This is a genomic window from Klebsiella sp. I138 (genome assembly GCF_051131765.1).
In the GTDB taxonomy this organism is placed as follows: Bacteria; Pseudomonadota; Gammaproteobacteria; order Enterobacterales; family Enterobacteriaceae; genus Klebsiella.
Window position 1 is genome coordinate 4,002,749 of sequence record NZ_CP180447.1, and the last position, 18,372, is coordinate 4,021,120.

Annotated in this window: 15 protein-coding genes; 9 read left to right on the top strand and 6 right to left on the bottom strand. The window is 56.7% G+C overall.

The window, feature by feature from the left end:
* Positions 1 to 149 precede the first annotated feature (149 nt).
* Complete coding sequence (gene ppc / locus ACMYSK_RS18710; RefSeq protein WP_434637671.1) at positions 150 to 2,801, top strand: phosphoenolpyruvate carboxylase; 2,652 nt, start codon at positions 150 to 152, stop codon at positions 2,799 to 2,801.
* A 104-nt stretch (positions 2,802 to 2,905) separates the two neighbouring features.
* On the opposite strand, the gene zinT is transcribed toward ppc, so the two are convergent.
* Complete coding sequence (gene zinT, locus ACMYSK_RS18715) at positions 2,906 to 3,556, bottom strand: metal-binding protein ZinT (protein ID WP_434637673.1); 651 nt, start codon at positions 3,554 to 3,556, stop codon at positions 2,906 to 2,908.
* Between the two features lie 151 nt (positions 3,557 to 3,707).
* Between zinT and ACMYSK_RS18720 the strand changes: the two genes are divergently transcribed.
* The 3 genes from ACMYSK_RS18720 to gldA all read left to right on the top strand — a co-directional run bounded on the left by ACMYSK_RS18720 (position 3,708) and on the right by gldA (position 6,591).
* Entirely contained in the window at positions 3,708 to 4,559 is an 852-nt protein-coding gene (locus ACMYSK_RS18720) for a helix-turn-helix transcriptional regulator (protein ID WP_434637675.1), read from the top strand.
* Between the two features lie 211 nt (positions 4,560 to 4,770).
* Positions 4,771 to 5,433, top strand: coding sequence for a fructose-6-phosphate aldolase (gene fsa, locus ACMYSK_RS18725; protein ID WP_434637677.1), 663 nt, complete (start codon positions 4,771 to 4,773; stop codon positions 5,431 to 5,433).
* 54 nt (positions 5,434 to 5,487) lie between these two features.
* Complete coding sequence (gene gldA / locus ACMYSK_RS18730) at positions 5,488 to 6,591, top strand: bifunctional L-1,2-propanediol dehydrogenase/glycerol dehydrogenase (RefSeq protein WP_434637679.1); 1,104 nt, start codon at positions 5,488 to 5,490, stop codon at positions 6,589 to 6,591.
* Between the two features lie 31 nt (positions 6,592 to 6,622).
* Here the strand turns inward: gldA and metF are convergent, their stop codons facing one another.
* The gene (metF, locus tag ACMYSK_RS18735; protein WP_095105394.1) at positions 6,623 to 7,513 is read right to left on the bottom strand and encodes a methylenetetrahydrofolate reductase; all 891 of its coding nucleotides are present in this window, start codon (positions 7,511 to 7,513) and stop codon (positions 6,623 to 6,625) included.
* A 167-nt stretch (positions 7,514 to 7,680) separates the two neighbouring features.
* Positions 7,681 to 8,580 carry a LysR family transcriptional regulator gene (locus ACMYSK_RS18740; RefSeq protein WP_434637681.1) on the bottom strand — a complete coding sequence of 300 codons (900 nt, stop codon included), beginning with the start codon at positions 8,578 to 8,580 and terminating at the stop codon, positions 7,681 to 7,683.
* A 90-nt stretch (positions 8,581 to 8,670) separates the two neighbouring features.
* Between ACMYSK_RS18740 and ACMYSK_RS18745 the strand changes: the two genes are divergently transcribed.
* The gene (locus ACMYSK_RS18745; RefSeq protein WP_434637683.1) at positions 8,671 to 9,042 is read left to right on the top strand and encodes a carboxymuconolactone decarboxylase family protein; all 372 of its coding nucleotides are present in this window, start codon (positions 8,671 to 8,673) and stop codon (positions 9,040 to 9,042) included.
* Between the two features lie 44 nt (positions 9,043 to 9,086).
* Here the strand turns inward: ACMYSK_RS18745 and ACMYSK_RS18750 are convergent, their stop codons facing one another.
* Positions 9,087 to 11,519: a bifunctional aspartate kinase/homoserine dehydrogenase II gene (locus ACMYSK_RS18750; RefSeq protein WP_434637684.1), complete on the bottom strand. Its 2,433-nt coding sequence runs from the start codon at positions 11,517 to 11,519 to the stop codon at positions 9,087 to 9,089.
* A 2-nt stretch (positions 11,520 to 11,521) separates the two neighbouring features.
* Entirely contained in the window at positions 11,522 to 12,682 is a 1,161-nt protein-coding gene (gene metB / locus ACMYSK_RS18755; RefSeq protein WP_434637686.1) for a cystathionine gamma-synthase, read from the bottom strand.
* Positions 12,683 to 12,949: 267 nt separating this feature from the next.
* On the opposite strand from metB, the gene metJ reads away from it, so the two are divergent.
* On the top strand, positions 12,950 to 13,267 hold the full coding sequence (metJ, locus tag ACMYSK_RS18760) for a met regulon transcriptional regulator MetJ (RefSeq protein WP_004869405.1): 318 nt from the start codon (positions 12,950 to 12,952) through the stop codon (positions 13,265 to 13,267).
* A gap of 125 nt (positions 13,268 to 13,392) precedes the next feature.
* On the opposite strand, the gene rpmE is transcribed toward metJ, so the two are convergent.
* Positions 13,393 to 13,608, bottom strand: a complete 216-nt coding sequence (rpmE, locus tag ACMYSK_RS18765) for a 50S ribosomal protein L31 (protein ID WP_434637688.1) — start codon at positions 13,606 to 13,608, stop codon at positions 13,393 to 13,395.
* Between the two features lie 241 nt (positions 13,609 to 13,849).
* Here rpmE and priA point away from each other — a divergent pair, with 241 nt between their 5' ends.
* The 3 genes from priA (at position 13,850) to ftsN (ending at position 18,312) form a co-directional block, all read left to right on the top strand.
* Positions 13,850 to 16,045, top strand: coding sequence for a primosomal protein N' (gene priA, locus ACMYSK_RS18770; RefSeq protein WP_434637690.1), 2,196 nt, complete (start codon positions 13,850 to 13,852; stop codon positions 16,043 to 16,045).
* Between the two features lie 151 nt (positions 16,046 to 16,196).
* Entirely contained in the window at positions 16,197 to 17,225 is a 1,029-nt protein-coding gene (gene cytR / locus ACMYSK_RS18775; RefSeq protein WP_004869399.1) for a DNA-binding transcriptional regulator CytR, read from the top strand.
* A 91-nt stretch (positions 17,226 to 17,316) separates the two neighbouring features.
* On the top strand, positions 17,317 to 18,312 hold the full coding sequence (gene ftsN, locus ACMYSK_RS18780; RefSeq protein ID WP_434637692.1) for a cell division protein FtsN: 996 nt from the start codon (positions 17,317 to 17,319) through the stop codon (positions 18,310 to 18,312).
* Positions 18,313 to 18,372: the final 60 nt, after the last annotated feature.

Here is an 18,372-nt window from a genome sequence, read left to right on the forward strand (position 1 = left end):
CGCCATTTATTCGTTTGCTGAAGCGATTTCGCAACAATTGACGTGGGGGTTTTTACGTGGCTTTATAAAAGACGGCTGCTTATCCGATGCTCACCGCTGCAGAGTGCCGGGTATAACAAAATAAAATGAGATGGGGTGTCTGGGGTAACATGAACGAACAATATTCCGCTTTGCGTAGTAATGTCAGTATGCTCGGTAAGGTGCTAGGCGATACCATCAAGGATGCACTTGGAGAGAACATTCTTGATCGTGTCGAAACTATCCGTAAATTGTCCAAGTCTTCTCGCGCCGGCAATGAAGCCAACCGCCAGGAATTGCTCACCACGCTGCAAAACTTGTCCAACGACGAGCTACTGCCGGTCGCACGCGCCTTCAGCCAGTTTCTGAATCTCGCGAATACCGCGGAGCAATACCACAGTATTTCGCCAAACGGCGAAGCGGCCAGCAATCCGGAAGTGATTGCCCGCACCCTGAGAAAGCTCAAAGACGAACCTCATCTCAACGAAGAGACCATTAAGAAAGCGGTGGAAGCCCTGTCTCTGGAGCTGGTACTTACCGCTCACCCCACCGAGATCACCCGCCGTACGCTGATCCACAAAATGGTGGAAGTGAACAACTGCCTGAAGCAGCTTGATAACAAAGATATCGCTGATTATGAGCACCACCAGTTGATGCGCCGTCTGCGCCAGCTGATTGCCCAGTCATGGCATACAGATGAAATCCGTAAATACCGCCCGACGCCGGTTGATGAAGCCAAATGGGGTTTTGCCGTTGTTGAAAACAGCCTGTGGGAAGGGGTACCGAACTACCTGCGCGAGCTGAACGAACAGCTGGAAGAGAACCTTGGCTATCAGCTGCCGGTGGACTTCGTCCCAGTCCGTTTCACCTCCTGGATGGGCGGCGATCGCGACGGTAACCCGAATGTCACCGCCGATATTACCCGCCACGTGCTGCTGCTCAGCCGCTGGAAAGCAACAGACCTGTTCCTGAAAGATATTCAGCTGCTCATTTCCGAACTGTCGATGGTCGAATGTACCGACGAGCTGCGGGAGCTGGCTGGCGCGGAAGGCGCGCAGGAACCGTATCGCTATCTGATGAAAAAGCTGCGTACCCAGCTGATGGAAACCCAGGCCTGGCTGGAAGCGCGCCTGAAAGGGCAAAAGTTGCCGAAGCCTGCTGGCCTGATTACCCAGAACGAGCAGCTGTGGGAACCGCTCTACGCCTGCTATAAGTCGCTGCAGTCCTGCGGCATGGGCATTATCGCCAACGGCGAGCTGCTCGATACCCTGCGTCGCGTGAAATCATTCGGCGTACCGCTGGTACGTATCGATATTCGTCAGGAAAGTACCCGTCATACCGAAGCGCTGGGCGAAATGACCCGCTATCTCGGCATCGGCGATTATGAAAGCTGGTCAGAGGCCGACAAACAGGCGTTCCTGATCCGTGAACTGAACTCCAAACGTCCGCTGCTGCCACGCCAGTGGGAGCCAAGCAATGAAACCCGTGAAGTGCTCGACACCTGCCGGGTGATCGCCGAAGCGCCGCGCGGATCCATCGCCGCTTACGTGATCTCCATGGCGAAGACCCCGTCCGACGTGCTGGCGGTTCACCTGCTGTTGAAAGAGTCCGGTATCGGCTTCGCTTTACCAGTCGCGCCGCTGTTTGAAACTCTGGACGATCTGAACAACGCCAATGACGTGATGACCCAGTTGCTGAATATCGACTGGTATCGCGGCTTTATTCAGGGCAAACAGATGGTCATGATTGGCTATTCTGACTCCGCGAAAGATGCCGGCGTTATGGCAGCGTCCTGGGCGCAATACCAGGCACAGGATGCGTTGATCAAAACCTGCGAAAAAGCCGGTATTGAACTCACGCTGTTCCACGGGCGCGGTGGCTCTATCGGTCGCGGCGGTGCTCCGGCGCACGCAGCTCTGCTTTCTCAGCCTCCGGGAAGCCTGAAGGGCGGCCTGCGCGTAACGGAACAGGGCGAGATGATCCGCTTTAAGTACGGCCTACCGGAAGTCACCATCAGCAGCCTGTCGCTGTACACCAGCGCGGTTCTCGAAGCCAACCTGCTGCCGCCGCCGGAACCCAAGCCGGAATGGCGTCATATCATGGCCGAGCTGTCGGACATTTCGTGTGAAATGTATCGCGGCTACGTACGTGAAAATAAAGACTTTGTGCCTTATTTCCGCTCTGCTACACCGGAGCAGGAATTGGGTAAACTGCCGCTCGGCTCTCGTCCGGCAAAACGCCGCGCCACCGGGGGTGTCGAGTCCCTGCGTGCCATTCCATGGATTTTTGCCTGGACACAGAACCGCCTGATGCTGCCAGCCTGGCTGGGCGCGGGCACCGCGCTGCAAAAAGTGGTGGAAGATGGTAAGCAGAACGAACTGGAAACCATGTGTCGCGACTGGCCGTTCTTCTCTACCCGCCTCGGCATGCTGGAAATGGTGTTCTCGAAGGCCGACCTGTGGCTGGCGGAATACTACGATCAGCGACTGGTTAAACCCGAGCTGTGGAAGCTGGGCGCGGAACTGCGCGAGCTGCTGTCCAACGGGATCAACGTGGTGCTCGATATTGCTAACGACTCACACCTGATGGCCGACCTGCCGTGGATCGCAGAGTCTATCCAGCTGCGTAATATCTATACCGATCCGCTGAACGTCCTGCAGGCAGAGCTGCTGCACCGTTCACGTCTGGCTGAAGAAGAAGGTAAAGAGCCGGATCCGCGCGTAGAACAAGCGCTGATGGTGACCATTGCGGGCGTTGCAGCCGGGATGCGCAATACCGGCTAAGCTCTCAGCCGTCCCCGGCAACGCGATGTTTGCCGGGAAATAGCGGATAGCACCTTATCCGGCTACGATGTCCCCGGTCAGCATCACGTGACCGGGGATTTTTATTAGTGGTGCAGCATCTCGTCAACAATCTGCTCTTTATGCAGCGCATACGGATAATAGGTCGGCCAGTTATCCATCTCTTTCAGCAACGCCTCTTGCGAGTCATTGCCCATAAAGATGTGGAAGTGCTGTGATTTGCGCGGCCCGATAATATGATCGCTGAACTGAACGAATTTCGGTGCTTTTGACTCCGCCTGCTGACATTCGAACAAGTAACGCACGCCTTTCTTGCCGGAAGCGTAGGTCAGGATTTTATAGCCGGAATAGGCGTATTTACAGGCATTGACGGTTTTACCAACGTGGAATTCCATCACGTTATCTTCGATCCCAATCTGGTCTACGTCGGTGGCATACCCTTTTTTATAATATTCCCGATATTCCGCCACGCTCTTGCCACCCGCTTTTTTGGCTTTTTGCTCCAGCACCGGATCCAAATCGCCGTTCAGCAGGTATGGATTCACCGACTGCCAGACCCCATCCCAATCGCTTAATGGCCGATCTTTAACGTCTTTATCGGCAAAAACACCCTCGCTGGCCTTAACCTCTGCCTCTGTTAATGCGGGTCCATGACTATGATGGCCGTGAGCAAAGGTCTGAGTACTGGCTAACAACATGCCGGCGCCCAGCGCAAGGGCAGAAATCTTTTTGGTCATGACTCTCTCCTGAGTTAACGCTTGCAATGATATGTTACGATATAACATATCATATATATTCTGCAATACGCTCCCCATCATTGCCGTCTGACTTTTACCCTTTTCACTCTGTCCGGTATGATAAAAATGTGGCGCCCTCTACGGAGCAAGAATGGATACCGATATCAATCAACGCATCGACGCTTTAATCAAAGGCCCGGCGGCAATCCGCCAGATCCGATTTGCCACCGAAAACCGCCCGGCCTCTGATAACGTGCAGAAAGCTGATTTCCCACATCTTGAAATTCTGCTGGAAGGCCAGCTGCACGATGCCGCCGTCACAGCCGATCCGCCGCTGCTGACCCGGCATGACGTACTGTTTGTTCCTGCCGGTGGATGGAATGCTCCCCGGTGGCAGTCGCCCTGTACCGTCCTGAGCATTGTGTTTGGCAAGCAGCAGGTGGAACTCACCCTGACATGCTGGAATGGCAATACGCTGAACGTTGAAGATAAGCTTCAGGTGCCGCGCCGCGGCCCTCGCACGGGCTCCTTCCTGCTGCAGGCGCTCAATGAGATGCAGATGCAACCGCAGGAGCAACACACGGCGCGCTACATCGTTATCAGCCTGCTGAGCCACTGCGCCGACCTGCTTGGCAGCCAGGTGCAAACCGCCTCCCGCAGCCAGGCGCTCTTTGAGGCGATCCGCAAATACATCGATGCGCACTTCGCCGAGCCGTTAACCCGCGAGTCGGTCGCCCAGGAATTTTATCTCTCACCAAACTACCTCTCCCATCTGTTTCAGAAGTGCGGGCCCATGGGGTTTAACGAATATCTGAACCACATCCGGCTCGAGCAAGCCCGGATGCTGCTAAAAGGCCACGACATGAAAATTAAAGATGTCGCGCATGCCTGCGGTTTTGCCGACAGTAACTATTTCTGCCGCCTGTTTCGTAAAAATACCGAACGTTCGCCCTCCGAGTATCGCCGCCAGTACCACAGCCAGCTGACGGAGAAGCCGCGTTAAACAGAAACTAGATTTTTGTAAGTAGCCCATCGTGTTAATCCACTGATACTGCCCAGGCTCACCGGATATAGCAGGAAAATGTGATCTAAATCATCCTTAATCGCAATGCGTACATTTATCCAGTTTTTGGCAAATTTGTCATCTGGCGACCCGCCGGTGAGAAGCCGTATCCTTATCTCAACATCACTGAATTGAGCATCGAGGAAAGGCTATGGAACTCTATCTGGACACCGCGAACGTAGCAGAAGTAGAACGCCTGGCACGCATCTATCCGCTGGCCGGGGTTACCACCAACCCGAGCATTATCGCCGCAGGCAAAACACCCGTCTGGGATGTTCTCCCGCGACTGCAAAAAGCCATCGGGCCTGATGGCACGCTATTCGCCCAGACCATGAGCCGCGAGGCCGAAGGCATGGTGGCTGAAGCCAAACGCCTGAGCAATGCCGTCCCGGGCATTGTGGTGAAAATCCCGGTCACCGCGGAAGGCCTCGCCGCGATCAAATTACTGAAGAAAGAAGGTATCCCGACGCTGGGTACCGCGGTCTATAGCGCCGCTCAGGGGCTGCTGGCGGCGCTGGCGGGGGCCAAATATGTCGCCCCTTACGTCAACCGCGTCGATGCCCAGGGCGGTGACGGTATTCGTATGGTGCAGGAGCTGCAATCCCTGCTGGAGCAGCACGCGCCGGAAAGCAAAGTGCTGGCCGCCAGCTTCAAAACCCCACGTCAGGCGCTGGATTGCCTGCTGGCCGGCTGCGAAGCTATCACCCTTCCCTTAGACGTAGCGCAACAAATGCTCGGCACCCCTGCGGTAGAGTCAGCAATAGAGAAATTTGAGCAAGACTGGAATAACGCTTTTGGAAATCTGGACCTGTAACCCGATTGTCGCGTCGCCAGAGGGCGGCGCCACGATTAACCAGGAGGAATAGAAATGGATCGCATTATTCAATCCCCAGGCAAATACATTCAGGGCGCAAACGCTATCACCCGCCTTGGCAACTATCTCAAACCGCTGGCCGAACGCTGGCTCATTGTAGGCGACAAATTTGTCCTGGGTTTTGCTGAAGAAAAGCTGCGCAAAAGCCTGACAGATTCGGGCCTGGTTGCGGAAATTGTCCCGTTTGGCGGCGAATGCTCACATAGCGAAATCAATAGGTTGCGCGACATCGCCGGTTCCGCCCGCTGTAATGCCGTGCTGGGAATCGGCGGTGGGAAAACGCTGGATACCGCAAAAGCATTAGCCCACTTTATGAATCTTCCGGTCGTGATTGCTCCGACAATCGCCTCAACGGACGCTCCCTGCAGCGCGCTCTCGGTTATCTATACCGACGAGGGCGAGTTTGACAGCTACCTGATGCTGCCGCGCAACCCGAACATGGTGATTGTCGATACGCAAATCGTCGCCGGAGCGCCACCGCGCCTGCTGGCAGCGGGTATTGGTGATGCGCTGGCCACCTGGTTTGAAGCTCGCGCCTGTTCACGCAGCGGCGCCACCACAATGGCCGGAGGTAAATGCACTCAGGCGGCGTTGGCGCTGGCCGAACTGTGCTACAACACGCTGATTGAGGAAGGCGAAAAAGCGATGCTGGCGGCGGAACAACACGTCGTCACGCCGGCGCTGGAGAAAGTCATTGAGGCCAACACCTATCTGAGCGGCGTCGGTTTCGAAAGCGGCGGCCTGGCTGCCGCCCACGCCATCCATAACGGTCTGACCGCTATTCCGGACGCACACCACTACTATCACGGTGAAAAAGTTGCTTTTGGGACCCTGACGCAGCTGGTTCTGGAAAATGCCCCGGTGGAAGAGATTGAAACCGTAGCCGCGCTGTGTCACAGCGTGGGTCTGCCGATCACTCTGGCGCAGCTGGATATTAAAGGGGATATTCCCGGCAAAATGCGTACCGTCGCGGAAGCGGCCTGCGCAGAGGGCGAAACTATCCACAACATGCCCGGCGGCGCGACCGCAGATGAAGTCTACGCCGCGCTGCTAGTTGCCGATCAGTACGGACAGCGTTTCCTGCAGGAATGGGAATAAAACAGGATGGCCCTCGATGAGGGCCATTTTTTTATACCGCCGGACGCACGCCCAGCGTGTGGCAAATGGCGTAGCTCATCTCAGCGCGGTTCAGCGTGTAGAAGTGGAAATCCTTCACCCCTTCGCGGCTTAAAATCTTCACCATATCCATGGCGATATTCGCCCCGACCAGTTGGCGGGTTTCCGCATCGTTATCCAGACCTTCAAACATTTTAGACATCCAGGTCGGGATACGGACGTTGGTCATATCGGCAAATTTTTTCGCCTGTTTGAAGTTAGAAACCGGCAGGATGCCTGGAATAATCTCGACGTCGATACCGGCGGATACGCAGCGATCGCGAAAGCGCAGATAGCTTTCCACATCAAAGAAGAACTGGGTAATTGCGCGGTTAGCGCCCGCATCAACTTTGCGCTTCAGGTTCAGCAGATCCGCCTGCGCACTTTTGGCTTCCGGGTGAACTTCAGGATAGGCCGCAACGGAGATATCAAAATCGCCGACCTCTTTCAGCAGCGTCACCAGGTCAGCCGCGTACATATCGGGCTTACCGCTGCCCGGAGGCAGATCGCCACGCAGGGCCACGATGTGGCGAATGCCGTTGTTCCAGTAGTCCTGCGCAATCGTGCGCAGTTCATCGCGGCTGGCGTCAATACAGGTCAGATGCGGCGCAGCTTCCAGGCCAGTACGCTCTTTAATGCCTTTGATGATGCTGTGGGTACGATCGCGCTCGCCAGAGTTGGCGCCGTAAGTCACCGAGACAAACTTTGGCTTCAGGCTGCTTAAGCGATCGATGGACTTCCACAGGGTTTGCTCCATTTCACTGGTACGCGGCGGGAAGAATTCAAAGGACACGTTAATCTGGCCCTGTACTTCAGCCAGGCTCTGATTCAGGGCTTCCCGCTGATTGGCGTGAAAAAAGCTCATACCTTACCTCATCAATCGCATTTTATTGTTTGTTGTGTCGCGAACTTCTATACGTTTAGACGTCCAGATGTAAAAATGACGGAAAACAGCGCAGGCGTCAATAGAAAAATCTGCGTAAAGAGTGAGGAATATTCAGACAAGATGAGATGCGTTCATGTCGCCAGACGCTAACGCAATGATTCTTCAATTAACGACAGTAGCCGCGCACGCAAGGACTCATCCTCCGGCCGTGTCAGTAATCCTAGCGGTAGACGCAGCCGGGTATCATCGAGTGGATGAAATACCACGCCCTGTCGCTGAATCGCCGCAAATGACGCTGGCAGCAGAATCATGCCTTCCCCACGCGCAATACGTGCCAGCAGGACATCATGCTCAGCGGGTTCTTCCACATACGCTGGCGCGTAGCCAATACGTTCAAATATATGCTTTGTTTTATCAAAGAATGACGGATTACGTTCTCGTTTGAACCAAAACAATGGCCGATGGTTCAGGTGTTTTAAGGACAGGCTGACCATTGCAGATTCCGGCCAAGATGCAGGCAGCGCCGCAATCAGCGGTTCATGATAGGACAAGGGAGAAAGGGTTAATCCATCGACATCCAGCGGCAGCGCAACCAGCGCCGCATCAAGCTTGCCTTTTCGCACCCGCTGAGCCAGAGCCGGTGAGGACTGGCGGGTAATATGCAGGGCACTCATAGACGCACCCAGCGTAGTTTCGACGGCGGTGAAAACGCCTTGCTCAAAAGCGGTCGTCAGCCCCAACCGTAGCGCCAGCGGTCGGTCGTCGGACAACCGGCCTAGCGCGCTCAGCGTCTCCTCCTGTAGCGCCAGTAGAGGACGAATAAGCTCCAGAACCTGTTCGCCTTTTTCCGTGAGGATCAGTCCTTTGGTGTGACGGACAAAGAGCGTCACACCCAGCTGCGTTTCCAGATGCCGAATATGGCGACTCAGCGGCGGCTGTGAAATGAACAAGCGCTGCGCTGCCCGGCTGATATTATTCTCTGCCGCCACCACGGAAAAATAGCGTAGCAGGCGAATATCCAGAGTCTGTAAGCGTAAATTTGTCATACCTGAAAGGTATCACGAAAAAGGTATTACTCAAGTCCGCTCAACAATCCTAACCTTCCTCACAGCACACCACCATTATGAGGAAAGATCATGCCATCAGAACGTTATACCACCGGCCTGGACATGTTGCAGCGCGTTGACGGTAAAGGCGGCGACGCCGTCGTCAAAAGCCTGCAGGCCATCGCCCCGGACTTTGCCCGCTATCTGATCGAGTTTCCGTTTGGCGATATTTACGCCCGCCCGGGGCTGGACTTACGCAGCCGTGAAATCGCCACCATTGCCGCCTTAACCGCGCTGGGTAATGCCGCGCCGCAGCTAAAAGTGCATATTGCCGCGGGGTTACACGTCGGTTTGTCGCAGGAAGAGATTATAGAAGTAATTATGCAGATGGCGGTGTATGCCGGATTCCCGGCGGCGCTGAATGGGCTGTTCGCCGCCAAAGAGGTATTTGCCGCGCATTGATATCCCAGAACCAGACGCCGGTCTGGTCCTGGGAAAGGGCAGGATTACAGCAGCTGCGCCAGACGATTAATGTCCGACTGAATGGCGCCTGCGGTCACATCGCGGCCGGCACCCGGCCCGCGGATGACCAGCGGGTTGTCACGATACCAGCGGCTCTCGATCGCAAAGACGTTATCGCACGGCAGCAGCGCTGCCAGCGGATGCTCCTCACGAACGGCCTCGACGCCAACACGCGCTTTTCCGTTGGCATCAAAACGCGCCACGTAGCGCAGGACCAGTCCCAGCTCACGAGCGGCCTCCAGCCGTTGCAGCATCTGCTCATTCAGCTCTTCGCCATTTTCAAAGAAGTAATCCACCGAGCCCTCTTCGCAGTGCGCCGGAACCAGCGATTCCACGCGCACCTGATCGGGCTCGATGTCATATCCGGCTTCGCGTGCGAGGATAACCAGCTTACGCATCACGTCTTTCCCCGCCAGATCCACCCGCGGATCAGGCTCCGTCAGCCCCTGCTGCCAGGCCTGATCGACCAGGTCGGTAAACGGCACGGTACCGTCAAACTGCAGGAACAGCCAGGAGAGCGTGCCGGAGAAAATACCGCTCAGCGCCAGGATAGTATCACCGCTATTAATCAGATCGCGCACCGTGTGGTTCACCGGCAGACCCGCACCAACGGTAGCATTGTACAGCCAGTGACGGCCCGTTTTCTCAAACGCATCGTGAATCTGACGATATTTATCGCTGCTGCTGGCGCCTGCCAGCTTATTCGCGCTGATTACATGGAAGCCATGGCTGGCAAAATCGAGGTACTGATCGGCCAACTGCTCGCTGGCAGTCACGTCCAGCACCACTAAATCATCATACGGATGGGCGCGCATCCACAGGAACAGTGACTCCTCGTCCTGCTCAACCGCCTCGTCGTTGAAGAAGGCCAGCGCGCGGCTGGCATCCAGACCGTCGTAGTTAAGCAGGCTACGGCGGCTGTCCACCACGCCGGCGAGAATAAATTCAAAGCCGGTGCGGGCAGAAAGCGTGGTTTGTTCCCGGGCGAACAGTTCCAGCCAGCGAGAACCGATATTGCCTTTGCCAAACAACACCAGGCCGATGCGCTTCTCTGCGCGGAACAGGGACTGATGCAGGCCCTGAATCAGGCTTTCCGTCGGGCCTGCACGCAGCACCGCGACCAGGCTAATGCCCTCTTCTGACTGCCAGGTAAACTCAACCGGCTGCCCTTTCAGCTGCTGCCAGAAACGGTGGCAGTGCAGCGGATTGCGGCTGACGCCCGCGCCCACCATCGCGACCAGCGCCAGCTTCTGGCGCAGACGCAGCTCGCCCGGCAGGCCGGCTTCATCCAGCAGACGCAGCGCACTGTCGGCCACTTCTGAGGTGTAGCAGAACTGCAGCAGCTTGCGGTCGGCATGGACACCTACCGCCAGCGGGCGTAGCTGAGCGCGTTTAAAGATAAGATCCAACTCCTTGTGCGCCAGTTTGAAATCCTGGCCGGCAGGCACCTGGAACTCAATCAGGCAAACATCATCATGGCTGGTGACAATGCGCGCCCCGGTACCGGACGCCAGCACGCGCTCAATGCGCGTGGAGCCTTGTTCAGGGGTATAGCTACAGCGGAGTTGCAGATCGATATCGCTACCGGAAACCGGCTGAAGAGTACGGGCGTGCAGCACCGGCGCCGCCAGACGTGCCAGCTCGCTGGCTTCATCAAGGCGCAGCAGCGGCAGCAGGCACGCGTCTTTCACCTTACGCGGGTCCGCGCTATAGACGCCGGCTACGTCGCTCCAGATAGTGACACGAGACGCCCCGGCCAGCGCGCCAATCTGGGTCGCGGAATAGTCGGAACCATTACGCCCCAGCAGAACGGTTTCCCCGGCGTTGTTACGCGAGATAAAGCCGGTCACCACCAGGCGTTTGTTCGGATGTTGCGCCATCAACTGCTGCAGCAGCGGGTAGGACAGACCTTCGTCCACCTGCGGTTGCGCGGCACGTTCGGCGCGCAGGAAGCTACGCGCGTCAAGCCACGCGGCCTCCAGCCCCAGCTGATTAAGAACCGCCGCCATCAGACGCGCGGACCACACTTCGCCGTGGCCAACCACTTCGGCATAGACCGCATCGGTCACGCCGCTATCCAGCAGGCCCGCAAGACGCTCAAGGTCGTGGATAAACGTCGCGATCAGCGTATCGGCTGCTTCTGCCGACAGCAGACTGGAGATAAGCTCCATATGATAACGGCGCAGCGACTGCTGCACCTGATGCGCAGAAAGGCGATCGGTCTGGCTGAGCTTCAGCCAGCTAATCAGCTGGTTGGTGGTGCTACCCGCAGCGGAGACAACCATCATGTCACCGGCCTGCGAGTATTCCGTCATGATCCCCGCGACGCGCAGGTAACATTTCGCATCCGCTAAACTACTCCCACCAAATTTGTGCAGCTGGCGACCCTTCGCCCCTGCCTGCGCATTCACACTCATGTTTATTCCTCGTTTGCTGCCCGGAAGCCATTTTCCAGGTCGGCAATTAAATCTTCACCATCTTCAATACCGGTCGAAATACGCAGAAGCGTTTCTGAAATCCCCGCCGCCGCACGCGCTTCAGGTGCCATACCTGCATGCGTCATCGTCGCGGCGTGCGAAATCAGACTTTCTACGCCTCCCAGCGATTCGGCCAGCGTAAACAGCGATAATCCGCTCAGAAAACGACGCAGCGTCTGCTCATCGCCATTCAGCTCAAAGCTTAACATTGCGCCAAAACCTTTTTGCTGACGCGCAGCAATCTCATGCCCCTGATTTTCAGGCAGGGACGGATGATACAGTTTTTTCACCAGTGGCTGGGTTTTCAGATAGTCGACAATCGCCTGCGCATTGCGCTGCGCCACTTCCATACGCGGAGAGAGCGTACGTAAACCGCGCAGCAACAGGTAGCTGTCGAATGCGCCGCCGGTGACGCCGATATTATTCGCCCACCATGCCAGTTCGGTGACAGTCGCCGGATCTTTAGCAATCACCACCCCGGCCACCACATCTGAATGGCCGTTCAGGTATTTGGTGCACGAATGCAGTACCAGATCGGCTCCCAGCGCCAGCGGATTTTGCAACGCCGGGCTCAGGAAGGTGTTATCCACCACGCTCACCGCACCCGCTTCACGAGCCAGCGTGCAGATTTTCGCAATATCCACCACGCGCAGCAATGGATTACTTGGGCTTTCGACCAACACCAGCTTCGGTTTTTCCGCCAGCGCGGCACTCAGCGCCTGCTCATCGTTCTGATCGACAAACAGCACGCGGTAGCAGCCGCGCTTCGCCAGGCTATCAAACAGGCGATAGCTGCCGCCGTAACAGTCGTGTGGCGCCACCAGCAGATCGCCCGGTTTCAGGTAGACGGTGGTCACCAGCAGAATCGCCGACATGCCGGTATTCGTCAGAACGGCGCCAGCGCCCCCTTCCAGCTCCGCCAGCGCACGCTGCACCACATCGCGGGTAGGGTTACCGCGGCGGGAATAGTCGTGGGCACGAGGTTCATTAAAGCCGGTGAAGTTGTAGGTACTGGAAAGGTGAATCGGCGGGACAACGCAACCGTACTGTTCGTCGTCATTTAAACCGCTACGCACTGCGATGGTGGCCTGTTTACGCGTCATGTTGGGCAGTTCCTGGGCTGAGTCGGTGAAAAGTCAGCCACCAGAGTAATCATTGTCACAATAGACGTCAATACATCTGGACATCTAAACTTCTTTGCGTATAGATTGAGCAAATAGAGAATAGCCGTTAAAATTATATGCATTAGCGCATCTCTGCGGAGGCTTAGCGGGTGTCAGAACGCCCCCTCTACGGTAAACTACGCGCAATTATGGCCAGGATTCTAAGTTCAGGCCCTTAACTAATGACTAGAGGATTAAAGGTATCTCATGGCTGAATGGAGCGGCGAATATATCAGCCCATACGCTGAGCACGGTAAGAAGAGTGAGCAAGTAAAAAAAATTACGGTATCCATTCCTCTGAAGGTGTTGAAGATCCTCACCGATGAACGCACGCGTCGTCAGGTCAACAACCTGCGCCACGCCACCAATAGCGAACTGCTGTGTGAAGCGTTCCTGCATGCTTTTACCGGTCAACCGTTACCTAACGATGAAGACCTGCGTAAAGAGCGCAGCGATGAGATTCCGGAAGCGGCGAAACAGATTATGCGCGAGATGGGTATCGACCCGGATACGTGGGAATACTGAGTCAATAAAAAAGGGCAGAAGGTGACTTCTGCCCTTTTTTACGTCCCTGTCCGTCCTGAATGCAGCGCATTACCTAACGACAGAAACAAAAAAACCGCCCTGAGGCGGTTTTTTCTTCCGGCAACTTACTTGCTGGAGCCTGGAACGCTGAAGCGCTTGTTGAAGCGGTCAACGCGGCCACCGGTCGCAACATCACGCTGCTTGCCAGTGTAGAACGGGTGGCATTTACCGCACACGTCGAGGTTCAGGTCGTGACCTACGGTAGAACGGATTTTCATGACATTACCGCAAGAGCAAGAAGCAGTAATTTCTTCGTATTTCGGGTGAATATCTTTTTTCATGGGAGAACCTCAGTTAAGGCCGCGTCGCTCTTCCAGCCCTAACGCCAGACACCACGCGATGTTAATAATTTCCCGGCTCGATTTCGCTAAGCGAAATTCCCGGGTAATAGATTTTGATGCTGCACGAAGCGCACCAAAGGCGGCGAATCATACAGAATTTGACCAGCATATGCAAACTGATCCGCGAGCCCTTATCACAATGTGTATACTAACCGGCCAGATTTCAAGTCAGGAAGATGACATGCCCGTCGCCCACGTTGCCCTGCCCGTTCCGCTGCCCCGCACCTTTGACTACCTGCTTCCTGAGGGAATGTCGGTTAAAGCAGGCTGCCGCGTGCGCGTGCCGTTCGGCAAACAGGAGCGCATTGGGATTGTTACCGCCGTCAGCGAACGCAGCGAGCTGCCGCTGAACGAGCTCAAACCGGTCATCGACATTCTGGACGCCGAGCCGGTATTTTCGTCTTCCGTCTGGCGGCTGCTACTGTGGGCCGCCGACTACTATCACCATCCCATCGGAGATGTGCTGTTCCACGCCCTGCCGATTATGCTTCGCCAGGGGAAACCGGCCAGCGCGGCCCCGCAGTGGTACTGGTTTGCTACCGAACAGGGGCAAGCCGTCGATATCAACAGCCTCAAACGCTCACCGAAACAACAGCAGGCGCTGGCCGCTCTGCGTCAGGGCAAGATCTGGCGTCATCAGGTTGCAGAGCTGGCGTTTAACGATGCGGCGCTGCAGGCCCTGCGCGGGAAAGGACTTTGCGAGCTGGCAAGCGAATCGCCGGCCCTCACCGACTGGCGTACCCACTTTGCTATTCCCGGCGAGCGGCTACGCCTCAATACCGAACAGGCCACCGCCGTCGGGGCAATTCACAGCGCATCGGACCGTTTCTCTACCTGGCTGCTGGCGGGGATTACCGGCTCCGGGAAAACGGAAGTCTATCTCAGCGTGCTGGAAAACGTACTGGCACAAGGCCGGCAGGCGCTGGTGATGGTGCCGGAAATAGGCCTGACGCCGCAAACTATCGCCCGTTTCCGCGAGCGATTTAACGCGCCAGTTGAGGTCCTGCACTCCGGCCTTAATGACAGCGAGCGGCTTTCCGCATGGCTGAAAGCCAAAAACGGCGAGGCGGCCATCGTCATCGGCACGCGCTCGTCGCTGTTTACGCCATTTAAAGACCTCGGGGTGATCGTTATCGATGAGGAGCACGACAGCTCCTATAAACAGCAGGAAGGCTGGCGCTATCACGCCCGCGATCTGGCGGTCTGGCGCGCCCATAGTGAGCAAATCCCGATTATTCTGGGGTCGGCAACCCCGGCGCTGGAAACCTTATATAACGTTCGCCAGGGTAAATATCGCCAGCTGAAGCTGACCAAGCGAGCGGGTAACGCCCGTCCGGCACAGCAGCACGTACTGGACTTAAAAGGGCAGCAGCTACAGGCGGGGCTCTCACCGGCGCTGATTAGCCGCATGCGCCAGCATTTGCAGGCCGATAACCAGGTGATTCTGTTTTTAAACCGCCGCGGTTTTGCGCCCGCGCTGCTGTGCCACGACTGCGGCTGGATAGCAGAATGCCCGCGCTGCGACAGCTATTACACCCTGCATCAGGCACAGCATCATTTACGCTGCCACCACTGCGACAGCCAGCGCCCAATTCCACGCCAGTGCCCCTCCTGCGGTTCGACACATCTGGTGCCGGTCGGGCTGGGTACCGAGCAGCTGGAACAGGCGCTGGCGCCGCTGTTCCCCGGTGTGCCAATCTCGCGCGTCGACCGGGATACCACCAGCCGCAAAGGTGCGCTCGAGCAGCATCTCTCCGATATCCATCGCGGCGGCGCGCGCATCCTGATCGGTACGCAAATGCTGGCCAAGGGCCATCACTTCCCGGACGTCACCCTGGTATCGCTGCTGGACGTTGACGGCGCGCTATTTTCCGCCGATTTTCGCTCGGCAGAGCGCTTTGCCCAGCTCTATACCCAGGTCTCCGGTCGCGCCGGACGGGCGGGTAAACAGGGCGAAGTGATTCTGCAAACCCACCACCCGGAACACCCGCTGCTGCAAACGCTGCTGTATAAAGGCTACGACGCCTTTGCCGAACAGGCGCTGGCCGAAAGACAGACCATGCAACTGCCGCCGTGGACCAGCCACGTGCTGATTCGGGCCGAAGATCATAACAATCAGCAGGCCCCGTTGTTCCTGCAGCAGCTGCGCAATCTACTCCAGGCCAGCCCGCTGGCCGATGACAAACTGTGGGTCCTCGGTCCGGTTCCGGCGCTGGCGCCTAAACGCGGGGGCCGCTGGCGCTGGCAGATCCTGCTACAGCATCCATCACGCGTTCGCTTGCAGCATATCGTCAGCGGCACGCTCGCCTTGATCAATACGCTGCCGGAAGCACGCAAAGTAAAATGGGTACTGGACGTCGATCCTATTGAAGGTTAAGCCTTCTCTTGCGAGACGGATCGAAAAAATTCAACAACCATCACGTTTTTCATGAAAATTCTGTAACTCTCTGCATCGACTATCTGCTAAAAATGTTGCTGATGTCAGAACACAAAGGATGTGTCTGCGCCAGTCAGCGAGGAGAAAACAGGTGAAGCCCAAAAAACAGGTGGTTGCCGCCACAATGAAAGACGTCGCCCTAAAGGCAAACGTTTCAACGGCAACCGTGTCCCGAGCGTTAATGAATCCCGATAAGGTTTCTCAGACTACCCGTAACCGGGTGGAGCAGGCGGCGCTTGAAGTCGGCTATTTGCCGCAGTCGCTCGGACGAAATATGAAGCGCAACGAATCGCGTACGATTCTGGTCATCGTACCGGACATTTGCGATCCCTTTTTCAGCGAGATTATCCGGGGCATTGAGATTACCGCTGCGGAACAGGGGTATCTGGTGCTGATCGGCGACTGCGCCCATCAGAACCGGCAGGAAAAGACCTTTATCGACCTGATTATTACCAAGCAGATCGACGGCATGCTGCTGTTAGGCTCTCGTTTGCCGTTTGACGCCGGCGTTGAAGAACAGCGCAACCTGCCGCCGATGGTCATGGCGAATGAGTTTGCGCCGGAGCTGGAGCTGCCGACGGTACACATCGATAACCTCACCGCCGCATTTAATGCCGTCAATTATCTGCATGAGCTGGGGCATCAGCGCATTGGCTGTATCGCCGGTCCGGAAGAGATGCCGCTCTGCCACTACCGCCTCCAGGGCTACGTGCAGGCGCTACGTCGCAGCGGGATTACCATCGACCCGCACTATATCGCTCGCGGTAACTTTACCTATGAGGCCGGGGCCAGCGCGCTGGAACAGCTTCTGGCGCTGCCGGTACCGCCCACCGCGGTTTTCTGCCACAGCGATATCATGGCGCTAGGGGCGCTGTCGTTGGCAAAACGCCGGGGTCTGAAAGTACCTGACGACCTGTCGATTGTCGGTTTCGATAATATCTCTTTGTCTGAATTTTGCGATCCACCATTGACGACCGTTGCGCAACCGCGCTTTGATATTGGCCGCGAAGCCATGCTGCTGTTACTGGATCAGTTACATGGTCATAATGTGAACAGCGGTTCACGATTGCTGGACTGCGAACTGATCGTTCGCGGCAGTACGCGCAAAATCAGAGCATAACCATCAGGTTTTCGGGCCTGCTCTTCTGGTCAAAGGCCCGCCGCTTAAGTAACATGGCGGACTGACGAACGAATAAGACAGCGAAACGATAGTGGCACAACGAGATTATGTACGCCGCAGCCAACCGGCTTCTTCGCGGCGCAAAAAGGGTAATACCCGAAGCTCAAGGAATAAACAGAGCAGCCTTCCTGCGGTTTCACCGACTATGGTTGCGATCGCGGCGGCAGTACTGGTGGCCTTTATCGGTGGGCTGTACTTCATCACGCACCATAAAAAAGAAGAAGCTGAAGCACTGCAAAACCGTCAGGCGGCAGGTAATGGTCTCCCACCAAAACCGGAAGAGCGCTGGCGCTATATCAAAGAGCTGGAAAGCCGCCAGCCTGGCGTACGTGCGCCTACCGAACCGACAGCCGGCGGGGAAGTCATGAAACCCGAACAGCTGACCAACGAACAGCGTCAGCTTCTGGCACAAATGCAGGCGGATATGCGCCAGCAGCCAACCCAGCTGACCGAAGTCCCATGGAACGAACAAACCCCGGCTCAGCGCCAGCAGACGCTACAACGTCAGCGTCTGGCGCAGCAGCAGGTACAACAGCAGCAGCAAACTCAGCAGCAGTGGGCGCAAACCCAGCAGCAGGCGCCGGTGCAGCAACAGCCGCGCGCGCAGCAGCGGGTAGCGGAGCAGCCGTACCAGCAGCCGAAGCCGGCACAGCAGCCGAAGCAAACCGCCTCGACGCAGCAGCCGTATCAGGATCTGCTGCAGACGCCAGCGCATACTACCGCACAGCCTAAAACTCAGGCGGCGGCACCGGTCGCTCGGGTTGAAGAGGCGCCAAAGGCGGCTGCCGAGAAGAAAGACGATCGCAGCTGGATGATTCAGTGCGGCTCCTTTAAAGGCGCCGAGCAGGCGGAAACCGTTCGCGCGCAGCTGGCGTTTGAAGGGTTCTCATCGCACATTACCACCAACAATGGCTGGAATCGCGTGGTCATCGGGCCGCTGAAAGGCAAGGAAAACGCCAACGATATGATCACCCGCCTGAAGATGGCCGGACACGCAAACTGCATTCGTCTCGCCGCCAGGGGTTGAAACCCTAAAAATCCCCCCCATCTATAATTGCATTCTGCCCCGCGTAAACCGCGGGGCCCC

Coding starts and splice junctions, on each gene's coding strand:
- ppc (WP_434637671.1), top strand. CDS start 150: ATGAACGAACAATATTCCGCTTTGCGTAGTAATGTCAGTATGCTCGGT.
- zinT (WP_434637673.1), bottom strand. CDS start 3,556: ATGACCAAAAAGATTTCTGCCCTTGCGCTGGGCGCCGGCATGTTGTTA.
- ACMYSK_RS18720 (WP_434637675.1), top strand. CDS start 3,708: ATGGATACCGATATCAATCAACGCATCGACGCTTTAATCAAAGGCCCG.
- fsa (WP_434637677.1), top strand. CDS start 4,771: ATGGAACTCTATCTGGACACCGCGAACGTAGCAGAAGTAGAACGCCTG.
- gldA (WP_434637679.1), top strand. CDS start 5,488: ATGGATCGCATTATTCAATCCCCAGGCAAATACATTCAGGGCGCAAAC.
- metF (WP_095105394.1), bottom strand. CDS start 7,513: ATGAGCTTTTTTCACGCCAATCAGCGGGAAGCCCTGAATCAGAGCCTG.
- ACMYSK_RS18740 (WP_434637681.1), bottom strand. CDS start 8,580: ATGACAAATTTACGCTTACAGACTCTGGATATTCGCCTGCTACGCTAT.
- ACMYSK_RS18745 (WP_434637683.1), top strand. CDS start 8,671: ATGCCATCAGAACGTTATACCACCGGCCTGGACATGTTGCAGCGCGTT.
- ACMYSK_RS18750 (WP_434637684.1), bottom strand. CDS start 11,519: ATGAGTGTGAATGCGCAGGCAGGGGCGAAGGGTCGCCAGCTGCACAAA.
- metB (WP_434637686.1), bottom strand. CDS start 12,682: ATGACGCGTAAACAGGCCACCATCGCAGTGCGTAGCGGTTTAAATGAC.
- metJ (WP_004869405.1), top strand. CDS start 12,950: ATGGCTGAATGGAGCGGCGAATATATCAGCCCATACGCTGAGCACGGT.
- rpmE (WP_434637688.1), bottom strand. CDS start 13,608: ATGAAAAAAGATATTCACCCGAAATACGAAGAAATTACTGCTTCTTGC.
- priA (WP_434637690.1), top strand. CDS start 13,850: ATGCCCGTCGCCCACGTTGCCCTGCCCGTTCCGCTGCCCCGCACCTTT.